This window comes from Methylobacterium platani, assembly GCF_001653715.1.
Lineage (GTDB): Bacteria > Pseudomonadota > Alphaproteobacteria > Rhizobiales > Beijerinckiaceae > Methylobacterium > Methylobacterium platani.
Genome location: NZ_LWHQ01000064.1, coordinates 75,736 through 88,245, shown reverse-complemented (window position 1 = coordinate 88,245; position 12,510 = coordinate 75,736). Strand labels below are relative to the sequence as shown.

At 74.5% G+C, this 12,510-nt stretch carries 11 protein-coding genes and 1 pseudogene; 7 read left to right on the top strand and 5 right to left on the bottom strand.

The window, feature by feature from the left end:
* Positions 1 to 286: 286 nt before the first annotated feature.
* Both A5481_RS27245 and A5481_RS27240 read right to left on the bottom strand, forming a co-directional pair.
* Complete coding sequence (locus tag A5481_RS27245) at positions 287 to 982, bottom strand: hypothetical protein (RefSeq protein WP_048435982.1); 696 nt, start codon at positions 980 to 982, stop codon at positions 287 to 289.
* A 17-nt stretch (positions 983 to 999) separates the two neighbouring features.
* Positions 1,000 to 1,656, bottom strand: a complete 657-nt coding sequence (locus A5481_RS27240) for a glycosyltransferase family 29 protein (RefSeq protein ID WP_425339761.1) — start codon at positions 1,654 to 1,656, stop codon at positions 1,000 to 1,002.
* Positions 1,657 to 1,753: 97 nt separating this feature from the next.
* Here A5481_RS27240 and A5481_RS27235 point away from each other — a divergent pair, with 97 nt between their 5' ends.
* Positions 1,754 to 2,743 carry a glycosyltransferase family protein gene (locus A5481_RS27235; RefSeq protein ID WP_048435981.1) on the top strand — a complete coding sequence of 330 codons (990 nt, stop codon included), beginning with the start codon at positions 1,754 to 1,756 and terminating at the stop codon, positions 2,741 to 2,743.
* Between the two features lie 3 nt (positions 2,744 to 2,746).
* On the opposite strand, the gene A5481_RS27230 is transcribed toward A5481_RS27235, so the two are convergent.
* A complete protein-coding gene (locus A5481_RS27230) occupies positions 2,747 to 3,931 on the bottom strand; it encodes a glycosyltransferase family 4 protein (protein ID WP_048435980.1) in 1,185 nt (394 codons plus the stop codon).
* Positions 3,931 to 4,971 (bottom strand): glycosyltransferase family 4 protein, encoded by a 1,041-nt coding sequence (locus tag A5481_RS27225; RefSeq protein ID WP_048435984.1) that lies wholly within the window; start codon positions 4,969 to 4,971, stop codon positions 3,931 to 3,933. The genes A5481_RS27230 and A5481_RS27225 overlap by 1 nt, the downstream gene beginning before the upstream one ends.
* 78 nt (positions 4,972 to 5,049) lie before the next feature.
* Here A5481_RS27225 and A5481_RS27220 point away from each other — a divergent pair, with 78 nt between their 5' ends.
* Genes A5481_RS27220 through A5481_RS27195 form a run of 6 tightly spaced genes read left to right on the top strand, consistent with a single transcriptional unit; the run spans position 5,050 to position 11,931 of the window.
* Positions 5,050 to 7,104, top strand: a complete 2,055-nt coding sequence (locus A5481_RS27220) for an HAD-IIB family hydrolase (RefSeq protein WP_048435979.1) — start codon at positions 5,050 to 5,052, stop codon at positions 7,102 to 7,104.
* Positions 7,094 to 7,963, top strand: a complete 870-nt coding sequence (locus A5481_RS27215) for a glycosyltransferase family 2 protein (RefSeq protein WP_197514246.1) — start codon at positions 7,094 to 7,096, stop codon at positions 7,961 to 7,963. Before A5481_RS27220 ends, A5481_RS27215 begins: the two co-directional genes overlap by 11 nt.
* Before the next feature lie 8 nt (positions 7,964 to 7,971).
* Entirely contained in the window at positions 7,972 to 9,165 is a 1,194-nt protein-coding gene (locus A5481_RS27210) for a glycosyltransferase (protein WP_048435978.1), read from the top strand.
* Between the two features lie 47 nt (positions 9,166 to 9,212).
* Entirely contained in the window at positions 9,213 to 10,166 is a 954-nt protein-coding gene (locus tag A5481_RS27205; RefSeq protein ID WP_048435977.1) for a galactosyltransferase-related protein, read from the top strand.
* Entirely contained in the window at positions 10,163 to 11,257 is a 1,095-nt protein-coding gene (locus A5481_RS27200) for a glycosyltransferase (RefSeq protein ID WP_048435976.1), read from the top strand. The genes A5481_RS27205 and A5481_RS27200 overlap by 4 nt, the downstream gene beginning before the upstream one ends.
* Positions 11,254 to 11,931: a class I SAM-dependent methyltransferase gene (locus tag A5481_RS27195; RefSeq protein ID WP_048435975.1), complete on the top strand. Its 678-nt coding sequence runs from the start codon at positions 11,254 to 11,256 to the stop codon at positions 11,929 to 11,931. The genes A5481_RS27200 and A5481_RS27195 overlap by 4 nt, the downstream gene beginning before the upstream one ends.
* Positions 11,932 to 12,080: 149 nt before the next feature.
* On the opposite strand, the pseudogene A5481_RS32910 reads toward A5481_RS27195, so the two are convergent.
* Positions 12,081 to 12,363, bottom strand: a pseudogene (locus tag A5481_RS32910) (transposase); the annotation flags it as partial.
* Positions 12,364 to 12,510: the final 147 nt, after the last annotated feature.

The following is a 12,510-nucleotide window of genomic DNA, read 5'->3' as shown; positions in this document are numbered from 1 at the left end:
ACGATCCAGGCCGAAACCCGGATCCGCAGGGACGACGCCGTCCACGCTTCTCTTTCTCAGATGCACTTGTCAAAGAGCAGACCGACCAGGAGCCGATCTCGACCTCCGGAGAACGAAAAGCCGAACCAGGTCGCCCCGGCCCTTGCTTGATCATCTCTGGAGAGGTCCGTCGCGGCGGCCGGTTCGTCGGCGCCCCGTCGGTGAGCGGCTGTCTAAGGGTAGCCGGCTCCCCTGTCAACACGCCCCGGTCCGGGGGTCGGGAGCGGCCGAGCTTCGGACGCGGCCGTCACCGTTCGAGCGCCGAGGGCGGGCGCGGGGAATCCGGGTTCCCCTTCCCTCGAGAACCGAGCCAGGCCGCATGAACGGAGCCCTGGGCCGTGTCCGGCTTCGCATCGCCGATGAAGATCACGACCGGGCCGTGCGCATCGCGTCGGGGATCGTAGAAGTCGAGCAGGGCCGGGTAGCGGTGCTGGAGGAAGAGCGGCCTCCGGTCGCGGCGACCCAGCAGGTGGTCGATGACGACCTGGTCGCCATGGACGGCATTCGGGACCGGGCCGCACGATCCCGGCCTCATCCAGCGCTCGGGCTCGGCCGCGAAGGCGGCGTAGAGGGGGGACAGCTCGTCGCCGTGCCAGCGCAGCAGCGCGCTGGAGACGCGGCCTCTATGAAAATAGTCCTCCATCGCGGCGAGGCCGGGCTCGGCGAGGGCGTCGGCCGGTCCGGTGAGGACGGTGTCGAGGTCGCACAGCAGCGCCGTCCCGTCGACGAGGCCGGGGCGGAACGCCTCCATCTTCGCCCACCAGGCCGGCCAGTCGTGCCGGAGCGGCACCCGCTCGACCCCGTCGACCGCGAGCGGAAGGTCGGTGAGGCAGAGGATCCGCTCGAAGGTTGGGGCGTGGCGGCGGACGCCGTCGGCCAGGCGCGCGACCCATGTCGCATCGTAGCGGCCGCCGCCCTTCAGGACGGTGATCAGGGTTGCCATGGTGCAGGGGCCATCCGTCAGGGTCGTGCGTCGGTCGAGGGGGGATGCAGCCGCAGCCGCCCGGCCGCGCCCGCCTCGGCGAACCAGGCGCGCTCGGCCGCCCAGGGGTGGCCGGGCCAGCCGGCGAAGCCGAACCCGTAGGCCTCGACCGCGGGCGACCCGGCCGGACGCCCGAGGAGGAGGGCGAGCGCCACCAGGAAGCCGGTGCTCGGGTTCGGCCGGCCCTCGGTGCGGGCGCCGAGCGCGCGCCGGGCCTCGTCGTGCAGCGCCTCGGGCAGGACGTGGACCGGCTTGCCGAGCGGGCGCAGCATCGCCAGCGCCTCGCGGGTGAAGCAGATCGGCTCAGGGAGGTTATGCGCCGCCGGCAGCATCGGGAACGGCAGCAGGAAGGCCTGCGCCTGCCGGACGACCGGGCGGTCGAGGAAGCCCGGATCGGCCACCCACTCGCGCATCTGCCCGCCGCGGTTGACGAGGGCCAGGTGCGTGACCCGCGACCCGGTCCGGCCGCCGAAGCCCGGGGCATTGTTGAAGCGCACGACGCTGTCCGCCGCATCCGCCGCGGCCGCCTCGATTCCGGGCGCGTTGCCGACGAGGGCGATCGAGGCGAGGTCGGAGAGGCCGGACCAGGAGAGGCCGGAGCAGGCCGCGCGGAGGGGGTCGACGTCGTCGGGCAAGCGGGGCAGAGGTCTCGGCGGGGGCGTCACGGGCGAACCCGGGAGGTATGGCGCGCAGGGCCGCGCGACCAGCCCCAGCCGGAACGGGACCTTCGCGATGACCCTCGAGACCCGCCGCTGCTTCCTCTGCGCCGCCGCCATGCTGGCGCCGAGCGACCGCCGCCTGATCGACGGCGAGGGGCGCCCGCGCGCCTTCCCGGTGGCCTGCGCCTCCTGCGGCGTCCTGACCGAGCGGGACGCGGATCCGGCGCAGAGCTGGCGCGACCTCGCCGGGCGCCTCGCCGGACCGATCTTCGTCCCCGATCCGGACGGCGCCTACGGCCTCGACATCTACACCCTGCGCATCGCCGCGACCCGCCTCGGCCGCGGCCTGCGCCCGCTCACCCCCGAGGACCGTGCGGCGCTGCTGGCGCCTCACGGCCCTCGTCCGGCGCGGGCCGCGCTCTACGATCTCGCGGACGGGCCGCCGGTCTCGCTGGGCCTTCTCTGCCGGCCGGCCGAGCTCGACGCGGTGCTCGCCGGCCTCGCCGCGCAGGCGGGCTGGACCGACGACGTCGCGATCCTCCTCGACGGCGAGGCCGCGCCGCCGCGCGCGGTCGCGGTCGAAGGCTTCGCGGCGGGCGCGGTGCGGGTGGCGGCACGCCCCCTCGCGGGCGACTTCGCCGCGCAGCGCAACGCCCTGCAGGACCTGGCCCGCCACGCCTGGATGCTGCAGCTCGACGCCGACGAGACCCTCGGCCCCGAGACCGGCCGCCGCCTTCCCGCCCTCGCGGCCCTGGCCGAGGACGGCGACATCCTCTCGGTCGGGCTGCCCCGCTGCAACCAGGTCGATGGGGTCCTGTCGGACGTCTACCCGGACGTGCAGTACCGGCTGAACCGGACTTCCGTGCGCTATGCCGGCCGCGTCCACGAGCGCCCGGCCCTCGACGGCGGCTGGCGCCGCAGCTTCATCGCCCTGCACGGGGCGATCGAGCACCGCTTGAGCCGCGCCCGCGTTCTCTCCCGCTCCCGGTCCTACGAGGCCCTCGATCCCGGGCGCGGCCGGCTGGAGGAAGAGGAGGCGCTGCTGCGCCCCTATCGGGCGTGAGGATCAGCCCTCGCGCGCGGCCGCGATCGCCCGGGCGTACAGGTCGAGCGTCGCGCGCCCGAGGCTTGCCCGGGTGAAGCGCCCGGCCGCCGCCAGCGCCCGCGCGCGGTAGGCCCGGCGGAGCGCGGGATCGCGCAGGAGCGGGCGCAGGGCGTCGGCGAGCGCAGGTCCCGTGGCCGCCGCCGCGAGCGGGCCGGCCCCGGGCGCGCCGACGAAGGCGCGGGCGCTCGCATCCTCGGCGCAGGCCACCACCGGCCGGCCGTAGGCCAGGGCCTCCTGGTAGACGAGGCCGAAGCTCTCGTAGCGCGACGGGGCGAGAACCGCGTGGGCGTCGGCGTAAGATCCGGCCAAAGCCTCGGCGCCGATCCGGCCGCGGGCGCGGAGGCGGGCCCGGGCCGCATCGGGCAGGTCCGCCGGCAGGTCGTCCGGCGGCACCCCGACGAGGTCGAGCCGGAACGCCGGCAGGGCGCCGCGCTCCGCCTCGTCCGCCAGGATTACCAGGGCATCCATCAGCGCGTCGAACCCCTTTCGCGCCTCCGCCCGCCCGACGAAGAGCAGGCGCACGGGCGCCTCCGCCTCGGGATAGGGGGCGTCCCGGGCGCCCTCCGCGAGGTCCGGCGGCAGGCTCAGCCCGATCACCGCTTCGGGCCGGCAGCCCGGGAGGCGGTAGGCTTGGCCGATCACCGCCCCGTGCGCCGCGGTGTTGGCGATGAGGCCGGCGCTGCCCCGCGCCTGGCGCCGCTCGAGCGCATCGGCGGTCGCGCCGTCGAGGCGGTCGCGAAACGACGGGGCCGGCCCGCGGGTGAAGGCCGCCGGGGTCGAGGACCGCGTCACCAGGGGCAGGTCCCGGCGGCCTGCGAGCAGCACGGCGGGCGCGTACCAGTTCGTCGCCTCGACCACGTCGAAGGGGCGGCCGGCATGGGCGGCCAGCACCGCGCGCCGGAACGCCAGCGGGGCGGCGAGGTGGCCGACCGAGCCCCAGAGGCGCAGAGCGGCGAGGCCCCCCGCCGGCGGCAGGGCGAGGCCTAGGACCGTCACACCGTTGATCCGCTCGGTGACCGCGCGATCGAGGGTGAACACCGTCACGTCGGCGCCTGACTCGGACAGGCTCTCGGCGATCTCCCGGGCCGCGGTCGAGAGGCCGCTCGGGGCCGGCGGGTAATCCCAGGCGAGAAGGGCGGTGCGCATCAGGCGGACAGGAGGCGACGGTAGAGGGCGAGGTAGTCCCGCGCCATGCGCTCGGCGGTGAACCGCTCCTCGAAGCGGCGGCGCACCCCCGCCCGATCGATCTCCCCGACCCGCGCGAGCGCCGCCACGGCCTCCTCCTCGGAGGCGACGACGAAGCCCGTCACCCCGTCCTCGACGATCTCCGGCACCGAGCCTCGGTTCCAGGCGATCACCGGGGTGCCGCAGGCCATCGCCTCGATCATCACGAGGCCGAACGGCTCCGGCCAGTCGATCGGGAACAGGAGCGCGCGGGCCCCGCCGAGAAGCGCGCCCTTCCCCGCATCGTCGACCGGACCGAGATAGACCGCGTCGTCGGTGAGCAGCGGGCGGACCTCGCGGTCGAAATAGCCCGGGTTGCCGACGTCGATCGTGCCGCCGAGCCGGATCGGCAGGCCGGCCTGCCGCGCCACCCGGATCGCGGTGTCGGGCCGCTTCTGGTCGGTCATCCGGCCGATGAAGGCCAGGTACTCTCCGGCTGCCAGCGACGCGGCGTAGCGGTCGCGGGCGATGCCGTGATGCACCACCCCGGCCCGGTTCGCGGCCGGGATGGCGGCGCCCTGCGCCGCCGAGATCGCCGCCACCGGCAGGTCGGGGAAGCCCGCGAAGAACAGCGCCCGGTCGAGCTCGTCGACCCGCCAGTGGATCGTCGTCAGGCTGTGCCGCCGGCGCTCGCCGAGGAGAGCGGCGTGGGCGAACTCGCCGTGGCAGTGGACGATGTCGAAGTCGTCGAGGTGCTGGCGCAGGGCCTCGAGCTGCACGGCGTCGAGGGCCGCCGGCACCCCGGGCGCGACCTTGCCGTAGCGACGCTCCAGGGCGGCGAGGCTCGGATTTTTACCGATACGGGGTAAGTGTGTCGCACTATCCGAAGGGGCGAACAGCGTTACCTCAACGCCCAAGCTTCTCAGCGCCGTGCCGAGGTCGTGGATGACCCGCTCCGTGCCGCCGTGATGCTCCGGGGGAGTAGGAAAGATGTTCGGGGCGACCTGCGCGACACGGATGATTTGGGCGACACGATTCACGGAAAACACCTCACTCGAATCGTCCTGTGCGGCGGGCGCCTGCCTGGCGGCCGCGACCTGATGTTCGTCCTTCACGTCGCCCTGCAGGGCTGCCTGCGCGGCCGGGACGTCGTCTACGGGCTCACCGCCGATACCGGCGGCCATATCCGCTACCTGCTCGATCTCGTCGCCGCCTCGGCGCAGGATCCCGGCCTCAGTCGGATCGTCGTCGCGACGCGCCGGTTCTCCGGCGCGCCCGGTCCCGACTACGCCGTGCCCGAAGAGCGCCTCGGCGACAAGGCCACGCTGGTGCGGCTGGCGAGCGCGTCGCCGGGCTACCGCACCAAGGAGGAGATGCACGCCGAGGTCGGGAGCTTCGCCGAGAGCCTGATCGCCTGGATCGGCGCGCAGGAGCGGGCCCCGGACCTGATCCACGCCCATTACGCGGACGCCGCCGCCGTGGCGCAGATCGTCGAGGACCGCTTGAGGATCCCGTTCGTGTTCACCGCCCATTCCCTCGGCCGGGTCAAGGCGTCGATGCTGGGCGAGGCGGCGGCGCGGCATCCCGACCTCGCTGGCCGGATCGCCACCGAGGAGCGGGCGCTCGCCCGCGCGAGCCTCGTCATCGCCTCCTCGCGCGACGAGGCCGAGGTCCAGTATGCCGGGTACGAGGCCTACGATCCGGGCCGGGTGCGCGTCCTGCCGCCGGGCAGCGACCTCGCCCGCTTCGCCGACAGCCGGCCCGACCCCCGGGTCGACGCGACGATCGCGCGCTTCCTGCACGATCCCGGCAAGCCGGTGCTGCTGGCGCTGGCCCGCCCGGTGGCGCGCAAGAACCTCGCCGCCCTGGTGCGGGCCTACGGCGAGAGCCCCGCGCTGCAGGCGCGGGCGAACCTCGTCCTGATCGCCGGCACCCGCCAGGACATCGACGCGCTCGACGGCGAGATGGCCGGGACGATGCGCGAGCTCCTGGTGCTCATCGACCGCTACGACCTCTACGGCCGGGTCGCCTACCCGAAGAGCCACCGGCCCGACGACGTGCCGGCGCTCTACGCCCATGCCCGGGTGCGGGCTGGCCTGTTCGTCAACCCGGCCCTCAACGAGCCCTTCGGCCTGACCCTGCTCGAGGCCTCGGCCGCCGGCCTGCCCCTCGTCGCGACCGACAGCGGCGGCCCCAACGACATCGTCGAGACCTGCGGCAACGGCATCCTGGTCGATCCCCGCCGGCCCGACGCCATCGCGGCGGCCGCCTTGCGCCTCCTCGACGACCCCGCCCTCTACGCGGCGTGCGTCGCCGGCGGGGCGCGGGCGGCGGCGGCCTACGACTGGGACCGGCACGCCGCGCGCTACCACGCCCTGCTGCAGGCGCTGCGCGCGGCCGAGCCGCCCCTGCGGGCACCGCGCCAGCTCCTGATCTGCGACATCGACAACACGCTCGTCGGCTGCGCGTCGGGCTTGAGCACCTTCCGCCGCTGGCGCAGCCGGCAGGCCGCGCTCGCCTTCGGGGTCGCGACCGGGCGCTCGTTCCACAGCGCGATGGCGATCCTGGAGCAGCAGGACAGCCCGCGGCCGCAGGTGATGATCACCTCGGTCGGCTCCGAGGTCTACCACCTCGACGGGAACGGCGTGACCTACACGGCGGATGCCGCCTGGCGCGCGGCGATCCTGCCCGGCTGGGAGCGGGAGGCGATCCGCGCCGCGCTCATCGGCCTCGACGACCTGGCGCCCCAGGGGCCGCTGGAGCAGCGCGCGTTCAAGCTCAGCTATTTCGGCGGTGCGGCGGCGGCGGCGCAGGTCCGCGCCCGCTTAGGCCGAGCGGGCCTGCGGGCCTCGGTGATCCACAGCCACGGCCGCTACCTCGACGTCCTGCCCGAGCGGGCCTCGAAGGGCAGCGCGGTCGACCACGTGCGCGCCCTCTACCGCCTGCCCGAGCGGGCGGTGTTCGTCGCGGGCGATTCCGGCAACGACGTCGAGATGCTGCGCGCGCGGGTGCAGGCGATCATCGTGGCGAACTACTCCGACGGGCTCGCCGCCCACGCCGCCCTGCAGCACTCCTACGTCGCCCGGGCCTCGCATGCCCGCGGCATCATCGAGGGCGTCGGCCATTTCCGCCGGATGTTCGCGCATGCGACCTGAGGCCTGCACCGTGAGCGTGCTGACCCTGGTGCGCGGGCGCGACGACCGCCTGCGTCACCTGATGCGCGGCTTGCGCCGCCAGAGCGCGCGCCCGCGCGAGCTGGTGATCGCCTGGATGCAACCGGAGCCCGCGCCCGACCTGCCCGATCCCGGCTGCCCCGTGCGCCACCTCCACGTGCCGGGCGAGCCGATGCCGCTCGCCGCCGCGCGCAACCGGGCGGCGGCGGCGGCGGAGGGCGACCTGCTGATCTTCCTCGACGTCGACTGCATCCCGGGCCCCGGCCTCGTCGCCGCCTACGCGCAGGCGGCCGCGACGAGAGACGGCCTGTTCCTCGGCGAGGTCCTGTACCTGCCGCCGGGCGCGGCGCACCACGACGAGACCGTCCTCGACCGGCTCGGCCGCGCCCATCCGGCCCGGCCCCCGGTCCCGCAGGCCGGTCTGCGCCCCGAGCCCGATGCCGGGCAGCTCTGGGGCCTGTCCTTCGCGCTGCCGGCGCGGGCATGGCGCGCGGTCGGCGGCATGGACGAGGCCTTCGCCGGCTACGGCGGCGAGGAGACCGACCTTGCCGCCCGCCTCGGCGCGAGCGGCCTTCCGGCCTTCTGGGTCGGGGGGGCGCGTGCCTACCACCAGCACCACCCGGTCCACGTGCCGCCGCTGCAGCATTTCGAACCGATCCTCGCCAACGCGGCGCGCTTCCGCGAGCGGCACGGGCGCTGGTGCATGACCTACTGGCTCGGCCAGTTCCGCGACGCCGGACTGATCGCCTGGGACGAGGGGGCGGACGCGATCCGCCTCCTGCGCAGCCCGACCCCGCCCGAGATCGCCGCCTCCCTGCGGCCCAACGCCCTGTTCTCCTGAGAGACCCCATGAAGAAGCCGATCGCGTTCTTCGTCCACCACCAGGGACGGGGCCACGCCAACCGCACGATGGCGGTCGCGGCCGAGTTCGCCCGCGACCGCCCGGTCTCGGTGCTGACCGCCGGCCCGCACCTGTTCGACGGCTTTTCCCGCGATATCGAGATCGTGGCCCTGCCGAACATGATCGGCGCCGCCGTGCCGACCACGCGCCTCTACGCCGAGCCGACGCCGCAGGTGATGCATTGCGTGCCCCTCGGCCTTCCTGAGATGCGCCGGACGATGCGTCAGATCCTCGATCACCTCGACGAGCGCGGGGTCGGCCTGTTCGTCGTCGACGTCTCGGCGGAGATCGCGCTGCTCTCGCGCATCGCCAGCGTGCCGGCGGTGCAGATCCGCATGCACGGCGACCGCCAGGATATCGGCCATGTCGGGTCCTACGAGGCCTGCGTCGGCATGCTGGCGCCCTTCGACGCCCGGATGGAGCAGGACGACTACCCGGCTCGCCTGCGCGCCAAGACCTTCTACAGCGGCGGGCTGTGCACCAGCGTCGACCGGGTGCCGGACCGGGCCGAGGCGCGAGCGAGGCTCGGGCTCGATCCCGATCGCGAGATCGTCGTGGCGGTCACCGGCGGCGGCGGCAGCGGCACGCCCTACGCTCCCCTCACCGTCGCGGCCCGCGCCGCCCCCGACGCCCTCTGGCTCACCCTCGGGCCGACCCACCGCGAGGGCCATGAGACCGACTTCTCGAATTTGCGCGAACTCGGGTGGGTGCCCTCGGTCACCGACTACCTGGCGGCGGCCGACATCGTGGTGGCGTCTGCCGGCGACAACACGGTGCACGAGGTCGCCCGGGTCGGCGGCCGCCTGATCGTGATGCCGGAATGGCGCTACTTCGGCGAGCAGACCCGCAAGGCCGAGGCGCTGGTGCGCCTCGGCGCCGCCGTCCAGGCGCCGGTCTGGCCCGGCGACCTGCAGGGCTGGCGCGACCTCCTCGCCCGTGCCCGCGCCCTCGACGGCGCGGAACTGCGCGGCCTCTACGCGCCGGACGCGGCGTCCCGCGCCGCCGGCTGGCTCGAGGGCCTGACCGACGAGCTCTGGCAAGGCGCCGCCGAGCCCTTCCCAGGCGCCGCCGGGCCCTCGCAAGGCGCCGCCGAGCCCTCGCAAGGCGCCGCCGCCCCGCTGCGCGTCGTTGCAGCCGGCTGACCTCCCCTGCCCCCTTGCCTGCCCCCTTGCCGGAGCCGAGAGCCCGCATGTCCACCGTTTCCGTCGTGACCCTGGCCAAGGGCCGGCCCGCGCACCTCGCCAACGTGCTGCGCGGCCTGGAGCGCCAGACGCAGGCACCCGTCGAATTCATCGTCGCGGTGATGCAGGACGACCTGTACGATCTGCCGCACGCCTCGTTCCCGGTCCGCCAAATCCGGGTGCCCGGCGAGGCGCTGCCGCTCGCCGCCGCGCGCAATCGCGGCGTCGCGCTCGCGAGCGGGGATGCGGTCGTCTTCCTCGACGTCGACTGCATCCCGGCGCCCGACCTCGTCGCCGACTACGCGCAGGGTCTCGCCGCCCTCGACGGCCTGCTGATGGGCGAGGTCCTGCACCTGCCCGAGCACGCCGCGGCGGGGGACTGGGCCTACGAGGGTCTGGCCCGGGTCGCCGAGAAGCATTCCGACCGTCGCGGCCCGCCGGCCTCCGGCCTCGAGATCTGCCACGACTACCGCTGCTTCTGGTCGCTCAACTTCGCGATCCGGCGCGCCACCTTCCTGGCCACCGGCGGCTTCGACGAGCGCTATACCGGCTATGGCGGCGAGGACACCGATTTCGGCAAGCTCCTCGACCGGCGCGGCCTGCCGATCGCCTGGATGAAGGGCGGGCTCGCCTATCACCAGTACCACCCCCACCACATGCCGCCGGTCCACCACCTCGACAGCGTGGTGCGCAACGCCGAATTGTTCGAGGCCAAGTGGGGCTACCGCACCATGGGGCACTGGCTCCACGCCTTCCGGACGATGGGGCTGATCGACGACACGCCGGACCGGCCGATCCGCATCCTGCGCCGCCCGGATGCCGACGACCTCGCGCTCACCGGCCAGCAGGGCCACCAGCCCTACACCAACTCGGCCTCGGTCATCCGCGCCATCGAGGCCCGGGAGCAGCAGGCCGCGCAGGAGGCCGCGCACGAGCCGGGGCCGGCGCCGGTCCCCGCGTGAGAATCGCGGTCCTCGCCCATCTGCGCCACCCGATCGCGCCGCCCTTCGCGGGCGGCTTGGAGGCCTATTGCTGGCACCTCGCCGACGGGCTGACCGCGCGGGGCCACGAGGTGGTGCTGTTCGCCTCCGGCGACAGCGACCCGCGCTTCACCCTCGACGCGGTCGTCCCGGTCCATCACGAGCGGCGCTTTCCGGGTCTCGAGCACCGGGGCGATCCCGGCCTCAGGGCCGCGGTCGATGGCGCCTACGCCGCCGCCCTCGACCGGATCGCGGCCGGGGGGTTCGACGTCCTGCACAACAACTCCCTCAGCCGCCTGGCCCTGGAGCGGCGGCGCACGCAGGTCGTGCCGACACTCACCTCCCTGCACGCGCCGCCCTACGATGCGCTCCGCTGGTTCGTGCACGACAGCCCGGCGCCCGGGCACCGCATCACCGCGACCTCGGCGGCGCATCTGCGGGCGTGGTGGCCCGACGGCGCCCCACCGAGGGCGGGCGTCCTGCACAACGGCATCGATCCCGCGGCCTGGCCCTGGCGTGATGCCGGCGACGGCTCCGCCGTCTGGAGCGGGCGCATCGCCCGCGTGAAGGGCGCGCACCACGCGATCGCGGCCGCCCGGCGCGCCGGCCTGCCCCTGACCCTGTTCGGCCCGATCGAGGAGCCGGATCACTGGGAGGCCGACATCCTCCCGCAGCTCGGCGGATCGGTCCGCTACGGCGGCCACCTGCCCGGACCGGTCCTCGCCGCCGAGATCGCCCGCGCCTCGGTCTTCCTGTTCACGCCGTGCTGGGACGAGCCGTTCGGGCTCGCGGCGATCGAGGCGATGGCCTGCGGCCTCCCCGTCGCGGGGTTTGCCCGGGGCGCGGCCGCGGAGATCGTCGGCGAGGCCGGACACCTCGTCCCGTCCGGCGACGACGCGGCGCTCGCCCGCGCGATCCCTGAGGCGCTCGCGATCCCGCGCCGCGTCCCGCGCGAGCGGGTGCTGCGCCTGTTCACCCGCGACCGCTGGCTCGACGCCTGCGAGGCCCTCTACGCCGCGATCCGCGCCGCCGCCGCGCCGTCCCCCTCCCCCGCATCCCGAGCCGCCTCATGACCCGCCGGACGATCATCGACGCGCTGTGGCACGGCCGCGATCCCTTCGCGAACCCGCCGGAGACCTTGCGCCCGTCCGACCTCCAGGGCTGGCGCAGCGTGCATCCCTACCTCGAGGAGGCGGTGCGCGAGCGGCGGCCCGGCATCGTCGTCGAGATCGGCACCTGGAAGGGCGCGAGCACGCTCTACCTCGCCAAGGTGATGGCCGAGCACGACGTGCCCGGGACGGTGATCGCGGTCGATACCTGGCTCGGCGCCGTCGATCACTGGGCCGATCCGGACCTGTTCGCGGAGCTGGGCCCCGAGAACGGCTATCCGAGCCTCTACCGCACCTTCCTGGCCAACGTCCTGCGCTCGGGGCTGGCCGACCGGGTGGTGCCGCTGCCGCTCGATTCGGTGAACGCCGCCGAGCTGATGCGCCTGCGCGGCGTCGCCGCCGACGTGATCCACCTCGATGCCGGCCACGAGGAGGCCTCGGTGGCGGCCGACCTGCGGGCGTGGTGGCCGGTCCTGCGTCCCGGCGGGCTGTTCATCGCCGACGACTACGACAGCCAGGGCGGCAAGTTTCCCGGCGTCGGCCGCGCCGTCGATGCGTTCTGCGCCGAGCATGGCCTGCAGGGGCCCTGGTCCCAGGGCGGCAAGTGCAAGTTCGTCAAGCCGCCCGCCGACGGCTGAGTGCGGCCGGACAAGGCATGTTCCGGCGACATCGCTGCCGGTCTCTCGACAGAAGATGCCCCATGATCGAGGACCCGACGCCGGCGTTCGATGTCTTCGTCCGCGAAGGTCGCGGTCACGGGACGGCAATGTCGCGTCGTCGCCTGCATCGCGGGCGCGCGCTCGCTGTCGCCGCTCGCCCGGCTCCAGTCGATCTCGCCCGCCGCGCGGCCGGCGCCGGCAGCCCATCCCGCAGCCGCTCTTCATCGCGGCCGGCAGCATCTCCCAGGAGATGCCCGAGCGCAGCGCGAACAGGATGCCGGTCAGGGCGGCGCGGTCGTCCAGCCGAGGACGCCCGCCCTTGGGGCGAGGCGGGTGGGGCGAGGCGGGTGCGGCGGCAGGAGCGGGGCGATCGCAGCCCGGACGATCGTCGGGCAGAGGCGGGCGAGCCATACCAGCCCGACGACCCGACCGCCCCGGCCTGTCATACCGCCGCGCCTTCGAATGGATCCGTTCGAGGGCGCTGGCTAAGCCCGCAAGGTTTCCCTGTCCCCGCGTCGGCGCCGATGCGCCGGACGCCTTGGCATCGACGTGTCGATG